Origin of the sequence: Wolbachia endosymbiont of Oryzaephilus surinamensis (genome assembly GCF_025617515.1) — a bacterium.
GTDB lineage: Bacteria > Pseudomonadota > Alphaproteobacteria > Rickettsiales > Anaplasmataceae > Wolbachia.
This window is the reverse complement of sequence record NZ_CP092526.1, coordinates 1,708,147-1,728,764: the sequence shown is the minus strand read 5'-3', so window position 1 is coordinate 1,728,764 and position 20,618 is coordinate 1,708,147. Positions and strand designations below refer to the sequence as shown.

At 34.2% G+C, this 20,618-nt stretch carries 21 protein-coding genes, 2 tRNA genes and 1 pseudogene; 10 read left to right on the top strand and 14 right to left on the bottom strand.

Annotated elements, in window-relative coordinates; all coding sequences use genetic code 11:
• Positions 1 to 58: 58 nt before the first annotated feature.
• From rplL to rpsL, 11 genes are all read right to left on the bottom strand, one after another.
• Complete coding sequence (rplL, locus tag MJ631_RS07975; RefSeq protein ID WP_007301986.1) at positions 59 to 460, bottom strand: 50S ribosomal protein L7/L12; 402 nt, start codon at positions 458 to 460, stop codon at positions 59 to 61.
• Between the two features lie 26 nt (positions 461 to 486).
• Complete coding sequence (rplJ, locus tag MJ631_RS07970; RefSeq protein ID WP_007301987.1) at positions 487 to 1,005, bottom strand: 50S ribosomal protein L10; 519 nt, start codon at positions 1,003 to 1,005, stop codon at positions 487 to 489.
• 12 nt (positions 1,006 to 1,017) lie between these two features.
• A complete protein-coding gene (gene rplA, locus MJ631_RS07965) occupies positions 1,018 to 1,671 on the bottom strand; it encodes a 50S ribosomal protein L1 (RefSeq protein ID WP_019236646.1) in 654 nt (217 codons plus the stop codon).
• A 4-nt stretch (positions 1,672 to 1,675) separates the two neighbouring features.
• Positions 1,676 to 2,116, bottom strand: a complete 441-nt coding sequence (locus MJ631_RS07960; RefSeq protein WP_010406829.1) for a 50S ribosomal protein L11 — start codon at positions 2,114 to 2,116, stop codon at positions 1,676 to 1,678.
• A 2-nt stretch (positions 2,117 to 2,118) separates the two neighbouring features.
• On the bottom strand, positions 2,119 to 2,955 hold the full coding sequence (gene nusG, locus MJ631_RS07955) for a transcription termination/antitermination protein NusG (RefSeq protein ID WP_010406831.1): 837 nt from the start codon (positions 2,953 to 2,955) through the stop codon (positions 2,119 to 2,121).
• Positions 2,945 to 3,145, bottom strand: coding sequence for a preprotein translocase subunit SecE (gene secE / locus MJ631_RS08060; RefSeq protein WP_007301991.1), 201 nt, complete (start codon positions 3,143 to 3,145; stop codon positions 2,945 to 2,947). The genes nusG and secE overlap by 11 nt, the downstream gene beginning before the upstream one ends.
• 19 nt (positions 3,146 to 3,164) lie before the next feature.
• Positions 3,165 to 3,237, bottom strand: a tRNA-Trp gene (locus MJ631_RS07950).
• A gap of 12 nt (positions 3,238 to 3,249) precedes the next feature.
• A complete protein-coding gene (tuf, locus tag MJ631_RS07945; protein ID WP_007301992.1) occupies positions 3,250 to 4,422 on the bottom strand; it encodes an elongation factor Tu in 1,173 nt (390 codons plus the stop codon).
• Between the two features lie 12 nt (positions 4,423 to 4,434).
• Complete coding sequence (fusA, locus tag MJ631_RS07940) at positions 4,435 to 6,510, bottom strand: elongation factor G (RefSeq protein WP_006014698.1); 2,076 nt, start codon at positions 6,508 to 6,510, stop codon at positions 4,435 to 4,437.
• Positions 6,511 to 6,531: 21 nt separating this feature from the next.
• Positions 6,532 to 7,008 (bottom strand): 30S ribosomal protein S7, encoded by a 477-nt coding sequence (rpsG, locus tag MJ631_RS07935; protein WP_006014699.1) that lies wholly within the window; start codon positions 7,006 to 7,008, stop codon positions 6,532 to 6,534.
• 5 nt (positions 7,009 to 7,013) lie between these two features.
• A complete protein-coding gene (rpsL, locus tag MJ631_RS07930) occupies positions 7,014 to 7,388 on the bottom strand; it encodes a 30S ribosomal protein S12 (protein ID WP_010406837.1) in 375 nt (124 codons plus the stop codon).
• Between the two features lie 433 nt (positions 7,389 to 7,821).
• Between rpsL and prmC the strand changes: the two genes are divergently transcribed.
• Both prmC and MJ631_RS07920 read left to right on the top strand, forming a co-directional pair.
• Complete coding sequence (gene prmC / locus MJ631_RS07925) at positions 7,822 to 8,673, top strand: peptide chain release factor N(5)-glutamine methyltransferase (protein WP_019236648.1); 852 nt, start codon at positions 7,822 to 7,824, stop codon at positions 8,671 to 8,673.
• 81 nt (positions 8,674 to 8,754) lie between these two features.
• Positions 8,755 to 9,180 (top strand): annotated as a pseudogene (locus MJ631_RS07920) (transposase); the annotation flags it as partial.
• 211 nt (positions 9,181 to 9,391) lie between these two features.
• Here the strand turns inward: MJ631_RS07920 and MJ631_RS07915 are convergent.
• Positions 9,392 to 9,991 (bottom strand): BON domain-containing protein, encoded by a 600-nt coding sequence (locus MJ631_RS07915; protein ID WP_019236651.1) that lies wholly within the window; start codon positions 9,989 to 9,991, stop codon positions 9,392 to 9,394.
• A gap of 256 nt (positions 9,992 to 10,247) precedes the next feature.
• On the opposite strand from MJ631_RS07915, the gene MJ631_RS07910 reads away from it, so the two are divergent.
• The 5 genes from MJ631_RS07910 (at position 10,248) to lon (ending at position 16,215) form a co-directional block, all read left to right on the top strand.
• Positions 10,248 to 10,329: transfer RNA gene (locus MJ631_RS07910), tRNA-Leu, on the top strand.
• 155 nt (positions 10,330 to 10,484) lie between these two features.
• Complete coding sequence (gene tig, locus MJ631_RS07905; protein WP_262986368.1) at positions 10,485 to 11,828, top strand: trigger factor; 1,344 nt, start codon at positions 10,485 to 10,487, stop codon at positions 11,826 to 11,828.
• An 11-nt stretch (positions 11,829 to 11,839) separates the two neighbouring features.
• On the top strand, positions 11,840 to 12,466 hold the full coding sequence (gene clpP, locus MJ631_RS07900; RefSeq protein ID WP_007301999.1) for an ATP-dependent Clp endopeptidase proteolytic subunit ClpP: 627 nt from the start codon (positions 11,840 to 11,842) through the stop codon (positions 12,464 to 12,466).
• A complete protein-coding gene (clpX, locus tag MJ631_RS07895) occupies positions 12,466 to 13,743 on the top strand; it encodes an ATP-dependent Clp protease ATP-binding subunit ClpX (protein WP_007302000.1) in 1,278 nt (425 codons plus the stop codon). The genes clpP and clpX overlap by 1 nt, the downstream gene beginning before the upstream one ends.
• Before the next feature lie 15 nt (positions 13,744 to 13,758).
• Complete coding sequence (gene lon / locus MJ631_RS07890; protein WP_149168627.1) at positions 13,759 to 16,215, top strand: endopeptidase La; 2,457 nt, start codon at positions 13,759 to 13,761, stop codon at positions 16,213 to 16,215.
• 99 nt (positions 16,216 to 16,314) lie between these two features.
• Here lon and MJ631_RS07885 read toward each other — a convergent pair whose 3' ends face one another.
• Positions 16,315 to 17,871 carry a penicillin-binding transpeptidase domain-containing protein gene (locus tag MJ631_RS07885; protein ID WP_149168628.1) on the bottom strand — a complete coding sequence of 519 codons (1,557 nt, stop codon included), beginning with the start codon at positions 17,869 to 17,871 and terminating at the stop codon, positions 16,315 to 16,317.
• Between the two features lie 20 nt (positions 17,872 to 17,891).
• Positions 17,892 to 18,662, bottom strand: a complete 771-nt coding sequence (locus tag MJ631_RS07880) for a polysaccharide deacetylase family protein (RefSeq protein ID WP_149168629.1) — start codon at positions 18,660 to 18,662, stop codon at positions 17,892 to 17,894.
• A gap of 327 nt (positions 18,663 to 18,989) precedes the next feature.
• Here MJ631_RS07880 and MJ631_RS07875 point away from each other — a divergent pair, with 327 nt between their 5' ends.
• The 3 genes from MJ631_RS07875 to MJ631_RS07865 all read left to right on the top strand — a co-directional run bounded on the left by MJ631_RS07875 (position 18,990) and on the right by MJ631_RS07865 (position 20,529).
• Positions 18,990 to 19,649, top strand: a complete 660-nt coding sequence (locus MJ631_RS07875; RefSeq protein WP_262986367.1) for a JAB domain-containing protein — start codon at positions 18,990 to 18,992, stop codon at positions 19,647 to 19,649.
• A 102-nt stretch (positions 19,650 to 19,751) separates the two neighbouring features.
• Positions 19,752 to 20,084: a helix-turn-helix domain-containing protein gene (locus MJ631_RS07870; RefSeq protein ID WP_262986366.1), complete on the top strand. Its 333-nt coding sequence runs from the start codon at positions 19,752 to 19,754 to the stop codon at positions 20,082 to 20,084.
• A gap of 34 nt (positions 20,085 to 20,118) precedes the next feature.
• Complete coding sequence (locus MJ631_RS07865) at positions 20,119 to 20,529, top strand: helix-turn-helix domain-containing protein (RefSeq protein WP_262986365.1); 411 nt, start codon at positions 20,119 to 20,121, stop codon at positions 20,527 to 20,529.
• The last annotated feature ends 89 nt before the right edge of the window (positions 20,530 to 20,618 follow it).

Genomic DNA, 20,618 nt, shown 5'->3' with positions numbered 1-20,618 from the left:
TAAAATACCTTCACTAATTAAAAGAGCTATATCAACATAAAATTAATATACTAACATTTTATTCAAGCTCAACTTTAGTTGCTCCTGCTTCAATAAGTTTTTGCTTTATTTTTTCTGCTTCGTCTTTAGAAACATTAGCAGTCAAATCTTTGGGTAAAGACTCAACTAATTCTTTCGCTTCTTTTAAATTCAATGTAGAATTAACTTCTCTAATAGCTTTAATCACTCCTATTTTTTTGCTTGCATCAATCTCTTTGATTACAACTTTATATTCAGCTTTTTCTTGAGCAACAGGAGCATTAGCATTATCACTAATAGGCACCCCAGCACCAACAGCTCCACCAAGAAAAGAACCACTAGGCAACCCTATTTTTTCTTCTAGAACTTTTACAAGTTCAGAAGCTTCTAATAGATTTAAAGATAATATTTTATCAACCAAATCACTTGTTACATTATTCATACTGACCACCTTATTTAACAACAAATTTATTTTTTAGAACTATAGTAATCCAAAACTCTCATAAGCCTCATAGAAGATGAATTAATAGACAATGCTAACCGAGCAGGAATATCATAAGATATTAAACGCATAATTTTAACACGCAATTCATCCAGAGAGGGAAGCTTAGCCAATTTGTTAACATCTTCCACTGTTAACAATTCATTTATATGAGCCGCACAAATCACAGACATTTTTTCTTTGTTAGCATTAATAAAATCAACTATTAACTTTGCAGCTTCTACTATAGCACTAGAATATATAATAGCAACAGAACCAGAAAATTTACCTGATAAATAAGAAAATTTACCAGTCCTTTCCAAAGCCAAGCAAGCTAGAGTATTTTTAACTACTAACATCCCACCCATTACAGATTTTAGACTATTCCTAAGAATTAATGAATTGCTAACATTCATAGACTTGAAATTTACCAATATTAAGAAATCATTATTTACAAACACATTCATTATGTTTTGTATAAATTCATCCTTATCTTTACGCTTCACAATTTCGCTCCCTTAAATTATATCTTCTACTTTGTTTATTTTATGAGCTTTACCCATAGTTGAATTTAAAAAAACGCTTTTAAAGTAAACTCCTTTCACAGAAGCAGGTTTATTGTCTCTAATTACTTTAAGAAAGGCTTTTAAATTTTCCAGCAAATCATCAATATCAAATTTAATACTTCCTAATTTACCATGAATAACCCCATTTTTATCCGTCCTGAATTTTATTTGACCAGACTTAATGGTTTTAGTAGCTTCCGCAATGTTAGAAGTCACAGTACCAAATTTAGGGTTAGGCATCAGCCCTTTAGCACCCAATACTTTTGCAATAGGAGTGATTTTTGCCATGAAATCAGGAGTAGTGATGCACCAATCAACATTCAACTTTCTACCTTTTTTTATCTCTTCAATTAAATCTTCTCCTCCTGTAATATCAGCACCAGCTTTTTCAGCTTCTAATAAATGTTTATCTTGAGCAAAAACAGCTACTTTAATATTCTTCCCGATACCTTTAGGCAACACTACTGTACCACGCACCTGCTCTTCAGATTTACGTGAATCTACACCTAAATTGACTGCGATATCAACTGATTCATTAAATTTTGCTGAAGCAGACTCAACAATCTTCTCCAAACACCGCTTAGAATCATCATTATATGTACTCATTTACCTAACCTTCCACAACTTCTATACCCATAGATTTTGCAGTGCCTATAACCATCTTCACTGCTGAATCTTCATTATCCACTTTCATATCAACCATCTTACACTTTGCCACTTTAATGATAGCAGACATAGATAATTTAGCCACTAATTCTTTACCAGAATTACCAGAACCTTTACTTAATTTAGCTTCCTGCTTAAGCAAATAAGCCACAGGCGGACCGCTGACAGTAAAATCATGAGAGCGATCATCCTTTATGGAAATTCTCACTGTTACTAAATCACCTACTTTATAACTAGCGTTAGCAGCGCTAGTAGCTTTATTAAAAGCTTCACAAAATTTAGGAACAGGTATACCACGCGGGCCAAGTACTGAAGCAATTTTCGGTCCTGGAACTGCTTTTCCAGCTTCCATAAGCAAGTTAATCTTAGCAACTACATTACTCATAATTAATCCTCTATTTTCTCTACTTGAGCCAAATCAAGCTCTATTATTGTTGGCTTACCTAAGATTGATACTTCAATATTAATAATTTTTTTCTCATCATTTACCATATCTACCTTACCAGTAAAATTTTGAAAAAGACCATCATTAATTTTTACTTTTTCACCTTTCTCATAACCATAACTCAACTTTTTCGTTTCTTGAGCATTGTAAAGCGCACTACACATTGAGCGAATCTCATTATCCTCAATCACCTTTGGAACATTACCATTTTTCAAAAATCCATAAACCTTAAGAGATTTTGGTATATTATTAATAAAATTTAATACCTCATCGCATAAATTCATGTATAAAAAGACATAACCAGGAAAGGACTTCCTTCGTTTAGCATTTTTTTTAGATTTTAAATCCATCTCACTTAATTCTTCACAAGGAATAAAAACCCTATTAAAATAATTATTAATATTCAATCTCATAGAATTTTCTAATATATATTGGCGCACTTTCTCTTCATAATTAGAGGCAACTCTTAAAATGTACCACTTATATCTATTAAATTCCTTACGTTTTAAAATTACCTCATCATCTGAAATCATCTCAAAATGACCAGACTCATCACCACAAAACCCAGTCATTTGATTCAAAATATTTTTGCTTTCATCACACAGATGCATACATATATATACTTCACATAACTCTTTTATATCAGATTTTACATCACATACTGTCTGATAAGGAATAAACACCTCCTTAAAGTAAACAGTATTGGTTGCCAACTCGCATATATCCTTCTCATACCCGTAATCGACTTTAATGATATACCATTTATACTTATATTCCATAAATAATTCCAAATAAAGTCTTAATTACGTAAAGAGACATAAAATCTACGAAGCAAAAGAAAATCGAAAAGCATAATATAACAGTTATTACAATAAACAAAGATGACAATACCTGCTGTTTTTTTATCCAAGCAATTCTCCTTATTTCTTGCTTTATATCGCAAAAAAAAACATACAGGTTTTTTAACATTTCTACCATAATATTAATGCAGGAGCGATAGGAATTGAACCTACAACCTCTGGTTTTGGAGACCAGCGCTCTACCAATTGAGCTACACTCCTATAATTCAAAGTTTACTCTAAAATTTCCGAAACAACGCCAGAACCAACAGTTCTACCACCTTCTCTTATCGCAAAACGTAATCCTTTATCCATTGCTATTGGTACTTGCAACTCCACTTCTATACTTACATTGTCCCCTGGCATTACCATCTCCTTTCCATCTAGCAATTTTATGCTCCCAGTTACATCCGTTGTCCTTAAATAAAACTGTGGCTGATAATTTCCAAAAAATGGTGTATGCCTTCCTCCTTCTTCTTTCTTCAATATATACACCTCCGCATTAAATTTCTTATGCGGGGTTATTGTCCCTGGTTTTGCCAATACTTGCCCTCTCTCCACTTCTTCTCTCTTTGTTCCTCTTAGTAGTATTCCTACATTGAGTCCTGCACTTCCCTTATCTAGCAACTTCTTAAACATCTCAACACCAGTACATATCGTCTTTTGCGTCGCTTTCAGACCTATTATCTCTATCTCATCCCCTGTCTTTATCTCCCCCTTCTCTATTCTTCCTGTTACTACCGTCCCTCGGCCCGATATTGAAAATACATCTTCTATTGGCAACAAAAACGGCAAATCTATAGGCCTTGGAGGTACTGCCACATACTCATCTAACTTCTCCATCAATTTATCTATTGATTTCTTTCCATACTCACTACTATCATCCTCTAATGCTTTTAACGCAGACCCAACTATCATAGGCACTTCATCACCTGGAAATCCATACTTACTCAGCAACTCTCTCACTTCCATCTCTACCAAATCTATCATATCAGCATCAGCAACATCAGCTTTATTTATATATACCACGATATATCCAACACCCACCTGTTTTGCCAGCAATATATGCTCTCTCGTTTGTGGCATCGGCCCATCAACCCCTGACACTACCAATATCGCTGCATCCATCTGTGCTGCACCTACTATCATATTCTTTACATAATCAGCATGTCCAGGGCAATCAACGTGTGCATAGTGTCTCTTTTCTGTTTGATATTCAACATGCGCTGTTGCTATTGTTATCCCTCTCTTTCTTTCTTCTGGCGCTTTATCTATTTGATCATATGCTACAAAATTACCATAATGCTTTGTTATCGCCGCTGTTAACGTTGTCTTCCCATGATCCACATGTCCTATCGTTCCCACGTTTACATGCGGCTTTCCAAATGCTTCTACTATCGCTGTCATAATTACTAACCTTTAATTATACTTTAACTTTAACTCATCAACCACATATTGTGGCACTTGTTCATAACAAGAAAAATGCATACTATACTGAGCTCTTCCCTGAGATATAGAACGCAAAACATTTATATAACCAAACATATTTGCAAGAGGAACCGAAGCAGTAATTATTTTGCTATTATTACCTAAATCCAGCATATCAACAACACTGCCTCTTCTACTATTTATATCACCCATAACATCACCCATATATTCTTCAGGAGTAATGATTTCCACTTTCATTATAGGTTCTAGCATTTTTGGACCAGCTTTATTTGCCATTTCCTTAAAAGCACCCTTAGCAGCAAGTTCAAAAGCCAAAGGACTAGAATCAACATCATGAAAAGCACCATCAAGAAGAGTAGCCTTAAAATCAATCAATGGAAAGCCGGAAATTATACCACCTTCTTTTATCAACTCTAAGCCATTTTGCACTCCAGGTATATACTCTTTTGGAATAGCACCGCCTACAATTTTACTTTCAAACTGAAAGCCAAAACCAGGCTCAAGAGGTTCGAATTTTATTTTAACTTTAGCAAACTGACCAGCACCACCTGATTGTTTTTTATGAGTGTAATCAATTTCAACAGATTTAGTGATAGTTTCACGATATGCAACTTGAGGCGCACCAACGTTAGCTTCAACATTAAACTCGCGCTTCATTCTATCAATAATAATCTCAAGATGCAGCTCACCCATACCTTTCAATATAGTCTGCCCACTCTCTGCATTTACTGACATCCTTAAAGAAGGATCTTCTGCAACCAATCTATTCAAAGCAACACCTAATTTTTCCTGATCTGAGGTGGTTTTCGGTTCTATAGCAATTTCAATAACAGGATCAGGAAATTCCATACGCTCTAATAGTATAGGAAAATCAGATGAACATAAAGTATCACCAGTAATTGTTTTCTTTAATCCAACTAAGGCAACTATATCACCAACTTTAGCTTCGTTTATATCTTCTCTGTTATTTGCATGCATAAGCAACATTCTACCAATTCCTTCAGTCTCATTCTTTCCAGCATTTAACACAGCAGATTTAGATTTTAACTTACCGGAATAAATACGAATAAACGTCAAGCTACCTACAAATTTATCCGTCATCACTTTAAACGCAAGAGCAACGAATTTCTCTTTTTCTGAAGGTTTGATCTCAATTTTCTTTTCTGAATCTTTAGGATCAGTTCCAATAATTACATCAACATCAATAGGAGAGGGTAAAAAATCAACCACACCATCTAAAAGTGATTGCACGCCTTTGTTTTTAAAAGCTGACCCACATAATACAGGGACAAATTTTCCTTTAATGGTCCCGCTTCTCACACACTTTTTCAACAAATCAATTGGCAGATCGTTAGATTCAAAGTAAGTATTTATCGCCTCATCATCCATTTCAGCTGCAGCATCTAATAAAAGATTTCGATACTCTTGAGCCTTATCAAGCAAATCAGAAGGAATATCTTCATAAGAAAATTTAGCGCCTAATGTTTCTTCTTGCCATATAATAGCTTTCATAGAAATAAGATCGATTATGCCTTTAAAATCTTTCTCACTTCCTATTGGCAACTGAATAACTAAAGGTGATGCGCCAAGCTTCGTTTTTATCATATCGATACATCGATAAAAATTTGCCCCTATTCTATCCATTTTATTAACAAAGCAGATACGAGGAACGGTATATTTATCAGCTTGACGCCAAACCGTTTCAGACTGAGGCTCAACTCCAGCAACTCCATCAAATACAGCAACTGCACCATCCAAAACCCTCAAAGATCTCTCAACCTCAATAGTGAAATCAACATGACCAGGAGTATCTATTATATTAATCCTATGATCATTCCAAAAACATGTTGTTGCAGCAGAGGTAATTGTAATGCCACGCTCCTTCTCTTGCTCCATCCAATCCATAGAAGCCGCACCATCGTGCACTTCACCAATCCTATTTTGTTTACCAGTATAAAATAAAATACGCTCTGTTGTGGTGGTCTTGCCAGCATCTATATGAGCCATTATTCCTATATTTCTATACCTAGATATTAAAACTTCCATACCACAATCAATCAGCTAATATTAAAAACGAAGATGAGAAAATGCCTTATTAGCTTCAGCCATTTTATACTTTTCTTCACACATCTTAAATGCACCACCACATTTATTATAAGCATCTAATATTTCAGACTGCAAACAATAAACAGTAGTTCTACCACTCTTTTTGCGAGCAGCAGAAGTTGCTCTAGCAATCCACCTTAATGCCAAAGAAATTGCTCTATCTTGACGAATTTCAACAGGGACTTGATAAGTTGCACCACCAATACGCCGAGAGCGTACTTCTATAGAAGGGGTAACATTTTCTACTGCTGTTTCAAAAATTGATAAGGCATCTTTGCCTATTTTCTTTTCAGCTAAGGACAAAGCACTATAAGCAATCTTTTCTGCAATAGACTTTTTACCACATTTCATAATTATATTAATAAAACGCATAAGCAAGACACTACCATAACGAGAGTCAGGGCTTGTTCTTTTTTTTGCTTTATTACGACGTGCCATAAATTTTAACCAGATTTCTTTACACCATATTTCGAACGGGCTTTCTTTCGATTTTGCACACCACGTAGATCAAGAGCACCTCTTATTATGTGATAACGTACACCCGGCAAATCCTTAACTCGCCCACCACGTATTAAAACAACGGAATGCTCTTGTAAATTATGACCTTCGCCAGGTATATAAGCCGTCACTTCACCGTATCCACTAATCTTTACTCTAGCTACCTTACGTAGTGCTGAGTTAGGCTTTCTAGGAGTTGTAGTATATACCTTAGTGCAAACACCCCTTCTTTGAGGATTGCATTTTCCCAAAGCTGGCACCTTCTTCTTGCGAGTTAACCCTGATCTACCCTTACATATTAATTGATTTATCGTAGGCATATACTGTAAATTTAAAACTCTGAAAATAACTAAGTCTTAGTTATAAAATAATAAACCTCAATAGTCAATATAAAAATAAACATTACTACTCTAATAATCTCAGCCCAATTGCTTTGAAAGCTACTGATAATTATATGCTAAAGCGCATATTGGTTTTAATATTAAGAAATTATCACTTGCTGTGGTCGAATTAATATAGATATGGAACAAGTAATATACTGTGATGGCTATCAAAGAATATGCAGAAAATAATCCTTATAATAGAGCCAAGAGTTTCTAACATTAATGCAAAAATACTAACCGAATTACCAGTAAAGCCAGATGATTTTTACAATCCTACTCTTGACACTTAGATTTAATGCAGCTACCCTAAGTTCAAAATTCTATACTCAATTTTGCTGTTCTTGCATACAAGGAACACGTTTTTAGAATAATGAAAACAATCAGCGCTTTAATTAAAGAAGGGTCAAAGCTACTATCATCACATAGAATTGAATCACCACATTTGGATTGTGAAATCATCATGCAGTACGTACTTGGAGTAGAAAGATCATTCACAATCATGAATCACACCAATCAGGTACCAAGAAACAAAGAGCTTCTATTCTGGAAATTAACGAAAAAAAGAGCAGAAAGATATCCAATATCGCAAATAATAGGTAATCGTGAATTCTGGAGTAAAAATTTTATAGTTAACCAACATGTTCTAGATCCAAGACCAGATAGTGAGACAGTAATTTCAACAGTGTTAAAATATTACCAAAATAAGAAGCAAAAAATAAAAATTGCAGATTTTGGCACAGGCACAGGCTGTTTGTTGATCTCCATACTTAGTGAGTATGAATATGCTATTGGAGTTGGTTTTGAAAAAAGCCTGGAAGCATACAAAATTACCTGCCAGAACACAAAGAAACATAATCTTCTCAACAGAGCTAAAATATTTCCAAATTCGTGGACAGAATGTAGAGATTTATTTGATCTTATAATAAGCAATCCTCCATATATTAAAAGAAGTAAGTTAAAAAATCTGCAAGCTGAAGTGCAAAAAGAGCCAAGAATTGCTCTTGATGGTGGTATCGATGGATTGAGCTGTTACCTGAGTATTTTTCCAATATTGAAAAAGTGCCTTAAAAAAGATGGGTTTGCGATACTGGAAATAGGCGAAGATCAGAGCAATATTGACAAAATAATACCCTTATATGGACTGGCTTTTCAGGAATACGTATACGACTTGGCTGGAATGAAAAGATGCATTGTTGTAAAGCAAGATAAAGAACATGACTAGTAGAACGCTAGCTTTCTAAGAACCTGTTCATAATCTCAAGAAAGGCATAAAGTAAGAAATAGAGTGTATAAATTAGGATATATGAGGAGTGTATACCCAAGTGACATAAGTCGAGAGAAGTTTGAGATTATTTCACCAGATCTGGAGTCTTGTGGAAAAAACAAAACCAAGAAAACTTGATTTGTATGAATATATTTTGCGGAGTGTTGTACGCCCTAAAAAGTGGTTATCAGTGGAGGATGCTACCAAAAGAGTTTCCCAAAACGGCGCAATTGTTATGATTATTTCAAAAATGGAGTGAAAAAGTAAAAGGAAATAAAAAAAAGTATTTTGGAGTGCATGTTAAAAAAAATAGTTAGTGTGGTCCGACAAAACAATGTTTGGAAAGAAAAAATCAGCTTTTGCATAATTGACACTCAGAGTGTAAAGAACGCAGACACTGATGAAGAAAAAGGCTATGACGCTGGTAAAAAAATCTCAGGAATAAAACGCCATATCGCACGAGATATAGATGTTTGCTATTTATTCTTAAGCTTGGGAGTGTTAAATAGCATTTTACTTTTTTTAGTATGTAGAGATTTTCTAGGAATTATTCTATTGAATTCTATGATATTATTTTCTGTAGCATTGTTATACATACCATAAGAGTGAACTGACGAAATTTGTAAAGGAGTTTTATGGCTTAGCTACATGGTACTAACACTCAAGTAAATTTTCATCAATGACGCAATTTGCTATGTCTATATCTCACATAGCTTACAACTTGCTTTACTCCTTTTACTTTTCTTGCAATTGCTATTACAGCTTTTAATTCCGCCTTATTTTGAGCTATACCCATCAAATAAACGACTCTATCAACTGTATTAACGCTATAATTAATTGATTTAATATTTCTTTTTCCCAGAAGCCTCGTGCTTATCTCTGCTGTTATCATACCATCTACAGTAACATCTAGCATAGAAGTCATTTTAATTGGTGTGACTCTTATTTCATTTATCACTTCTTTAATCTCTTTTTGCTGCCAAGCTATTTTCTCTGCTGTGAGTTGCTTTTCATGATTATCAACATTTCCAATGAGTAATACTCTTCCTTCACTCACTTTAACTTTTATAGATGAGAACAGTCCGTGTTTTAAGAGTCCCTTATTGATTCTTATTACTATAGTTGTATCATCAATAATGTTTCCCAAGGATTTATCTTGCATTGTTATTGCTGTAGCCGCTGCAGTTGCTGTTACCACTATACCACTTACAAGAGTCGTACAGCCACTCTGTGTAATCAGAAAAATTGCGAGTAAGAAGCTTGCTATTAATCTCATTATTAATTTCCAGAGTTTAGAGCCTTAATTAAAGAATATTAATAAGCTTTTTTTATTGTGTAAATACTATAAATTGAATAAGCCTTGAATATTTCTAAGACAGTACTTATCTTAATAGTGTTAGTTAAAGTAATTTAGGCTTAGACTCATAGTGGAGTTAACCAGTATTATAAGTTCAGTCTGTGGTACTAAAATCTAATCTTTAAATTGCATAAGATGACAGAAGTGGTTATCTATAAGTTAATGAAGGGCTCTTGCGGATATGGCGAAATTGGTAGACGTGCCAGGTTTAGGTCCTGGTGAGCTTGCTCGTGGGGGTTCAAGTCCCTCTATCCGCACTTAAAGTCATGTAACTCAGGTTTTAAGAGAAAATTTATAATCACTAAGTACACTTTTGTTTGTATAAGAACCTGTTCTTAAGGATTGTATTTAACTTAAATTCTGGTAAAATGGCTTTATTAAAACATAAATAAAATATTGATAACAGGTTGTAATGTCTAGTAATATACCTCAAAATGCAGTCGAAGCAGATACATTAAGTAATATATATACCTATAAGGAACTTAGTGTAGATAAACTAAAGTATGAGTATGAAATCACAGTTAGTAGTGATTATATAGAACAAAAGATAAACTCTAGATTACAAGAAATAGCGAAGAATGCAAAATTTCCTGGATTTAGATCAGGAAAGATGCCTTACGATCTTGTTATTACAAATTATAAAAACGAAGCTTTGGAATATGTGATAAACGATACGATTGACTATTGCTCAAGTGATTTAATGAAAAAAATCGAAGTTAAGTCTCACATCCATCCTAAGGTTGATATTATGTCATTACCAAACCTTGATAAAAAGGATAAAAAAGGTGACTTTCTGTACAAATTATCTTTTGAATCGATGCCAAAAGTGCCAGTAATAGATCTTGATAAAATAAATTTGAAGAAAGTTAAGGCAAAAATCAAAGAGGGAGACATAAAAGAATTTATTGATTCTATAAAAACAAAATTTCCTAACTTTGTCTCTGTTGATGATGCTTCTTATCAAGCAAAAAACGAGGATAAACTGATAATTGACTTTGAAGGGCAAATTAGAAATAAGCTCTTTCAAGGTGGAAGTGGCAAAAATTTTACTGTTAATTTAGGATCTGGAACATTTATAAATGGTTTTGAAGATCAATTAATTGGCATGAAAAAAGGGGAAACAAAAAGCTTTAAGTTGAGATTTCCTGAAGATTACCAGGTAATTTCCCTTGCGGGACAGGAGGCTGCTTTTTCTGTTCGAGTTAATGACATTCAGATTGCCAAAGATTTGCAAAGTGATAATGAAATAGCTAGGAGAATTGGTTTTGAAGATCATTCTTCGCTAATAGATCATGTAAAAGAAGTAATTGATAATCAGTGTAAAGAAATGGAAGATCTCTTAATTAAGAAAGAGCTATTTGATTGTTTGGATGCTAGTTATAGTTTTGATTTGCCTATAGAAGTAGTAAAACAGGAACAGCAGAAAGTGGAAAGAGAGTTGAATGCTAAAGATGATTCGTGTAAAGAAGCTGAAAGACGCGTAAAGCTTGCAATGCTATTCATGGAGTTCAGTAAAGAACATGAAATATCATTAACTCAAAGTGATATTATGAATGTTATTGTAAATCAATATGTCAGTAAAGATGTATCATTTGACAGGGTATTTAAACATTTTAAATCAGATGGACAATTTCAGGAATTAGTTAGAGGGCAAGCGCTTGAGTATAAAGTGACGGATTATATGATAGAAAAAGCTAGTAAAGAAGAACAGATTGTTTCTGTGAAAGAATTAAAGGAATTATTTGATAATATTTGATAGGAAAAGGTATGACTCTTATACCAATTGTAGTTGAACAAACTAGTCGCGGTGAGCGGGCTTATGACATATATTCAAGGCTAGTAAAAGAAAGAATAATTTTCGTAACTGGCCCTATTGAAGACAACATGGCCAGCGTAATAGTAGCACAGCTTTTATTTTTAGAATCGGAAAATCCCGATAAAGACATTTGTATGTATATTAACTCACCAGGTGGTGTTGTAACTGCTGGTTTGTCGATCTACGATACAATGCAGTATATAAATCCAGACGTTTCAACTTTGTGTATAGGTCAAGCTGCATCTATGGGTTCTTTGTTGCTTACAGCTGGTGCGGAGGGTAAACGTTACTCGCTACCTCATTCAAGAATTATGATACATCAGCCATCTGGTGGTTATCATGGGCAAGCAACTGATATAGAAATACATGCTAATGAAATTTTGCGAGTTAAGAAAAAATTAAATCAAATTTATGAAAAACATACTGGAAATTCACTAAAAAAAATTGAAGAAATGATGGAAAGAGATAAATTCATGGATCCTGAAGAAGCAATGAAAACTGGCTTAATTGACAGAGTAATAGCTGAGCGTAAAGATATGAAGATTGAAAATATTAAAGTTAAACAAAAGGTAGTTTAATGGATAACAATAATGATTTACACTACTGTTCTTTTTGTAACAAGGCACAAAACGAAGTAGATAAATTGATTACTAACTCTTCAGATGGTTTAAAGGTGTTCATTTGTAATGAATGCATAGAGTTATCCCATAAAGCAATAAGTCAAAAGAAAGAGAGAGCTTTTAATTCAGATCATATATCTGATATGAAGCTATTACTAAAGAAACCTGAAGATATAAAAATTTTTCTTAGTAAGCATGTTGTAGGTCAGGAACATGCGCAACACGTTTTATCTGTGGCTATGTATAACCATTGTCAATCCATGGTGCAACTTCATTCTATAAGTGATATTGAAATTGAGAAGTCAAATATAATGCTTATTGGCCCTACTGGTTCTGGTAAGACTTTGCTAGCAAAAACACTTGCTAAAGTTTCAGATGTGCCATTTGCTATGGCCGATGCGACAACTTTGACTGAGGCAGGTTATGTAGGTGATGATGTAGAAAGCGTGTTGTCACGTCTATTACAAGCTGCAAATTATGATGTTGCAAAGGCACAGCATGGTATAGTGTTTATCGATGAAATAGACAAGATTACAAGAAAATCTGAAAGCACTTCAATAACCCGTGACGTTTCAGGTGAAGGGGTCCAGCAAGCTCTGCTTAAGATTATGGAGGGTACAGTTGCTTATGTTCCGCCACAAGGAGGGCGAAAACACCCGCAACAAGAGTTTATACAAGTAGATACTAGTAATATACTATTTATTTGTGGAGGAGCTTTTGAAGGCCTAAATAAAATTATTGAGGCAAGAAAAAAGGGAACATCAGTTGGCTTTGGAGCAGATATAAGTCAGTCTAAAGCACAAAAGAAAAAAAATGCTTTACGCGATGCTCAACCTGAGGACTTAATCAAATTCGGTTTGATACCCGAATTTGTAGGACGAGTTCCAATAACTGCTGTTCTAGATGAGCTGGATCACGAAGATTTAATACATGTGTTGACAGAGCCAAGAAATGCGCTAGTAAAACAATATAAAGCATTGCTTGCATTTAGTAAAGTAAACCTTGAGTTTTCAGATGAAGCAATATCAGCTATTGCTAAAAAAGCTATAAGCTATAAAACAGGTGCAAGGATGTTACGTGCTATCTTAGAGTCACTTTTGCTTGATGTTATGTATATATCCGGCAACGGAGGTTTTGAAGGTAGCACTATAACGGTTACTAAGAAAATGGTAGAATTAGGCAAAGTGACGATTAATCATAATAATAAGGGTAGTGTTATAACGGTTAATGATTAATTTGAGGCATATATTATGAGTATTGGACGTGCTGTAAACTTTAATTCTACTGTATTACCAGTATTACCTCTAAGAGATGTAGTAATTTTTCCAAATATAATGTTGCCTTTATTCGTAGGTAGAGAAAAATCTGTTCATGCACTAGAGTATGCAATAAGTAGCAGTAGTCACCAAAACGAGATTTTTCTCATAGCACAAAAAGATGGTTCTATTGATAATCCAGAGCCAGAGAATCTTTATGAAGTAGGTGTGTTAGCAAACATTATACAACCATTAATAAAACTGCCTGACAATGCAGTAAAAGTCATGATTCATGGGGTAAGAAGGGGAAGAGTTATAGAATATATTAGCTCTCACACTTTGTTAGAGGCCAGAGTAGCGTTAGATGGTCATTATGAGTATGGAGAAAATGAAGATAATATTGATTTAGAAGCTTTAAGGCGTTCTGTTATAGATGCATTTGACAATTGGTGTAAACTAAGCAAGAAAAGTCGGCCCGAGATTATTATTGACCCCATTGATCAAGTTAAAGAGGTTAATCAAATTGTAGATATGATAGCTTCGTACTTAAATATAAAGGTATCAGACAAGCAAAACATACTTGAAGTTTATAACCCAAAAGAGCGTTTAAAAAAAGTTTTTGCTCTTATTGAGAGAGAAATAAGTATTTTGAGTGCACAAAACCGCTTGTATAAGACAATTAAATCACAGGTTGAAAGTACTCAAAAAGTTTACTACCTTAATGAGCAATTAAAAGCTATACAGAAAGAATTAGGTGAGTTTGAAAATGGAGATGAAGGGAATATACTCAATGAATTTGAAAAAAAGATAAATGAAACAAAGCTTTCTGAGGAAGCAAAAGAGAAAGCCATAACTGACTTAAAGAGATATAAGAAAATGAATCCCATTTCTCCTGAAGCAACAGTTATATCTAGTTACTTGCATTGGTTGCTTGATTTGCCATGGGGAAAGTACAAAGATGCAAAAATTAACTTAAATGCGGCTAAAAAAATCTTAGATGAAAATCATTATGGCATAGAGAAAGTAAAAGATAGAATAATAGAATTTTTAGCAGTATTAAAGAGAGTAAAAGAGATAAAGGGTCCTATACTTTGCTTAGTTGGACCACCTGGTGTTGGTAAAACTTCTTTAGCTAAGTCTATGGCAAAAGCAGTAGGAAGAGATTTTGTTCGCATATCTCTTGGTGGTATACGTGATGAGTCTGAAATACGAGGACACAGGAAAACTTATATTGGCTCAATGCCTGGTAAAATCATTCAACACATGAAAAAAGCTAATTCATGCAACCCGCTTTTCCTGCTTGATGAAATAGATAAGATGGGTTCTGATTCGCGTGGTGATCCTGCATCTGCATTACTTGAGGTTTTGGATACTGAGCACAATAAACATTTTACAGATCATTACTTGGAAGTTGAGTTTGATCTTTCAAGTGTAATGTTTGTAGCCACAGCAAATAGCTTAAATTTACCGCATCCTTTGCGTGATAGGATGGAAATTATACAATTATCTGGGTATACCGAAGACGAGAAGATCAGTATTGCTACACATCACCTTATTCCAAAATTAAAAAAAGAGCATGGTTTGCATCAGAAGGAGTGGGAAATAACCAATGAAGCATTATACGAGTTGATACGTTTATATACACGTGAAAGCGGCGTGCGAAGCATGGAAAGGGAACTTGCAAAACTCATGAGAAAGGCAGTTAAAGCAATATTAACTGATAAAAATAAGAAAATATCCGTAGAGACTGGTAATTTACAAGATTATCTAGGGGTACGTAAGTATACCTTTGGCATTGCAGAAAATGAGAGTTTGGTAGGGATAGTAACTGGTCTTGCCTATACTGAAACAGGTGGTGATATTTTAATGATAGAGTCAGTCCTAATTCCGGGCAAGGGGGAAATAAAATACACAGGAAAGCTTGGAGAGGTTATGCAAGAGTCTATAAAAGCTGCGTATAGTTATGTGCGATCAAATTGTTTATTTTTCGGTATAAAACCCGAAAAATTTCAAAATAATGATATACATTTGCATGTACCTGAGGGTGCTGTGCCAAAAGATGGTCCCTCTGCTGGCAGTGCAGTATGTACATCTATTGTTTCTCTTATGACAAATATACCAGTTAACAAAAGTGTTGCTATGACAGGTGAAGTAACATTGCGTGGTAGAGTGTTGGCTATTGGGGGTTTGAGAGAAAAATTGCTTGCTGCGCTAAGAGGATCAATCAAAACTGTGATTATACCAAGTGAAAATGAGAAAGATATGCAAGAGATTCCTGCAAATATAAAAGAAGAAATCAATGTAATTTTTGCTGAGAATATTGATGAAGTTATAAAAGTTGCTTTGATGCACCCTATTACTTCAATTGATGATAATAACGAAATTAGTGTGTCTACCTCCATAGAAAATAAGGATAATACCTTCCCTTCATCAGAAACATTAAAGCACTAAATTGAAAAGGTTTATGCAATTTTCGTTTCTTTTTTTTAACCTCAAAGCTCTGATTTGAATATATAAATTACAAGTAACATATATGGCAATTTCATAAGTTCATTTTTCAAGCATATATTGCAATATCTCACTAGCAATTGCAACATCTTGGCGTGGAGTTTTACCATGTTCTATAAACACTGAGATTGCATAGCGCGGATCATGGTAGGGGCCATAAGCGATAAACAATTTATGACTTTCACCTTTAGAGTTTATCTCTGGTGTTCCGGTTTTGCCAGCAATTTGTATACTGCCTAGTCCTTTTCTATAGTTAGAATTCACCACGTCAAACATAGCTTTTCGAACCACACTAAGATGCTCATGATTCACATCAATATCAAGAAAGTCTTGCCCTGATTTACTCATCTCAATGTGGGGAATTACCTCCTTTCCTGTTGCAACCCTCGCTGCAAGAACTGCAAGCTGTAATGGCGTTGTAAGTAAATACCCTTGTCCTATAACTAAGTTAATGGTATCACCTAAATACCACTCTGAATATAGCTTGCGTGCACGCCAATCCACATCAGGCAACAATCCCGGAGCTTCTTCCTTAAACATTCCAATTAATGGTCCACTTCCTATACCAAATTTGCTAGCCATTTCTAGTAGAGAATCTACATTTATTTTTTTTCCTATATTATAAAAGTAAGTGTTGCATGAGAAGGCCATTGCCTCGTTTAAAGATACATATCCATGGACTTTGCTTTTTAGGCAACGAAATTTTCGTTCACCTATTTTCATATAGCCCCTACACGAGAACTTTTCTTCTGGTGTTATTATTCCATCTTTTAAACCCGCAAGCGCATCTATTATTTTAAATATTGAACCAGGTGGAATTTGATATGATAATGCACGGTTTACAAGCGGTAATGAAGGATTGTTTAAATTTTTCCAAGTTTCATTTGATAATCTGCTAGTGAAAAGATTATTATCGTAAGAAGGTGAATTATATAATGCTAAAATTTCTCCGTTATTTACATCAATTACCACTGTGGAACCTTGGTGATCTTTAAATATCTCTGCAATTTTCTTCTGTAAATCAACATCAATTGTCAGCTGTATATCTTGTCCATCTTGCTGCGGTATGCTAGATAACTCTCTCATGATACGCTTCTTAGAATTTATTTCCTGCTCAGATTTTCCGGTCTTGCCTTTTAATACATGATCATATGTATATTCAATTCCACTAACCCCTGCTTCATTTATGTCTTGCTGTTTTTTTGTATATCCGATTATATGAGAACATATCGAACCAAACGGGTAATAACGTTTATAAAGAGCAGTTATTTTTGTATCTGATGATTTTGTTGTATCAGGTTTAATTTCTGATAACATCTGCAAATCAACTTCCCTAGTAAAGGTTTTTTGCCCATCAAATAAAACAATATACGAAATTTTGTTTACTGCGAGTTCAACGCTATTCCTATCCAAAATCCTGCCTCGTTTAGGCACAATAGTAACAACTTTTATCCTATTATTATTGGATAGCACTTCATATTTTTGTCTATCTCGTACTTGTAAAGTATACAACCTATAACTAAAAATAGCAGAAATAGTAAGCTGAATACCACCTAATATGAATGCCCTGCGGTTGAAGACCTTGTTTTTTGTCCACATAGAATTCCTTTAGAACGCACTCATTCTCCTTTTATTGACACATTTCTAGCTTTCACTACATCACAAACCCTTTCTTCCCACTCACTTAAGGTAACAAGTTTGTAACCCGATTTTTTTAGTATTTCAATAATCTGAGATAAAGCTTCAACTGTATTTGATTTGTTATCGTGATCATGGAACAATATAATCGCTCCATTATGTACATTGCTTAAAACTCTTTCAACCAGAATTTCTGATTTATCGCCTTGCCAGTCCAGAGAATCAACTGTCCATAATATGGAATACATATTTAATCGATTAGTATTTTTGATCAAATTATCGTTATGACATCCATATGGTGGACGAAACCATTTTACATTCTGTTCTGTTGCATTTTTAATTGCCACATTTGTCTTTTCCAGTTCTTGCAATTGCTCCTCACTTGAAAGTGATGTCAACTTCCTATGCGACCAAGAATGATTACCTAATTCATGACCTGCTTTATGGATTTTGTTTACTATTTCAGATGTTTTTTTATTTATACGCTCACCAAGCACAAAAAATGTCGCTTTTGTTTCATTGCTCTCCAGAATATTAATAATATCTCCTGCTCTATTATAAGACGGTCCATCATCAAACGTAAGTGCAACGAACTTATCTTTGTTATTCAATAATTTCTTTATATTACTTAAATTTCTATATGATAGATCCAAATCACAACTGAGCCCACGATATGGTAAGTTAAAGTTACAATCACTACAGAAAACTGCGCTTGAATATAGCAAAAGAAAAGCGATTATTCTTATAAACATATATAATCAGCAAAGTGATAGAGTACTACACTTTTTTGCTAAATTAAACCACTTTTAGCAGCTACTGTTTACTTCGTTACTTTGTCAATATATTATATTAATAACTTTATATAATATAGTATGATTGCAAATATAAATACCGTTGCTCTTCAGGGAACCAGCACAGTAAATATTAATGCACAAATTCACATGGCAAATGGTATTCCAGCTTTTAAAGCAACAAGGACAACATTGCAAATTTAGAGTTCAAAAGGGTTATTCCTCGAGAACTACTGCGTCAGAAAGCTGGCGTTGAATTTTTATATAATGTTGACCTTGGAGGTTTTTATGAATAATAGTGAGAGAAAAGAAAAATTGGAAACTCGTATTCTATCAAGCAGAGGCAGGTCTTTATTGGATCACGAGCTACTAGAACGTACTCTGTCTGGATATGCAGAAGGAAGAGAAGTGGCAAAAAGGCTAATTGAGCTCTTTAGTAGTTTAGGAAGGGTAATTAATGCTGATTTTCATGAGCTAAAAAACGTTACAGGAATGAATGATGGAGCAATAGCAAATATCTTTTGTCTGAAAGAGATTTTTGATAGGATACTGAAAGGTAAGTTAAAAAAATTGTCAATTCTTGATAATAGAGAAGAGCTACTAAAATACTTTAAAGCAGCAATAGGGCAGTCACGAAAGGAAAGCTTACGAGTGGTATACTTAGATCGAAGTGGTCATTTAATATATGAGTATATTCAAGACTGTGGAACTATAGACAGAGTACCTCTGTATGTGAGGGAAATAATAAAACAGGGATTACTGATTGATGCAGCATCTGTTGCAATTTCACATAATCATCCAAGTGGAGATATAGAACCATCAAAAGAGGATGAGGATAACACACTTACATTAGCTGCAACCTGCGAAAATGTAGGAATGAAATTGATAGACCATATAATCGTAACACAGAAGAGCCACTTTAGTTTTTATGATAGTGGTTTATTGTAATCTGTAGACCGGAAGGAAAGTTCTCCAACTTTCCTTCTTTTTTTCACTTCATAAATTAAAAAATTCAATATAAGCTTGAACAGCTAAAATTAGTAATGAAAGGTGGAATTAGGCAAAAAAATAAAGGAACTTAGGTTATACTGTGGCTTGACACAAACTGAATTAGGAAAAAGAATAGGTGTTTCATATAGACAGATACAAAGGTACGAAAATGGTTCAAATTGTATTTTAGCCAGTAGACTGTATGACTTAGTAAAAGCCCTATCGATCGATGTTGCTGATTTTTTTACTGATATGCACGCCGACTCACATGAAAGTTACGATGAAGAAATACTAAAACTAGTCAAAGGATATAACGAAATTAAGAGCAAAAGGTTACGTAGTGTAGTTTATACGTTAGTAAAATCTTTTTCTCAAGGTTACAATGAGAGTTAGTATTGCTTTGATATATAAATTAAGATATTAACAAATGATTGTGCAAGCTGAACAACACCCTATTGATAAACAAATAGGTGAAAGAATAAGGAAAAGAAGGCTAATGTGTGGTTTTAGCCAAAGGGACTTAGGAAAAAAGCTTGGAATTTCATTTCAGCATATACAAGGATATGAAACTGGAGAGGTAAGGCTTATAGTTGATAGGCTGTATAATTTGGCAGAAGCTTTGTCAGTTGATATGTCATATTTTTTCACCAAAGCTTCTAAAGACTTGCATGATAATGCCTTTCGTAGCGATGTGGGCAGCGAAGAAATATCAAGACTAGTGAGGGAATATAGAAAAATTAAAGATGAAACATTGCGCGATATTGTTCATTTAGTAATTAAAGCTCTTGCTAATACAGGCTTCAAAGGGGATGTTAAATGCACGTCAATCTCAGAGTAGAGAAGTTAAGGCATTGTTTCAGCATTCTTTCCTCAAGCCACCTAATCAGTTATTTGTACTTTTACTATAGAAGGACAGCAATTCCATTT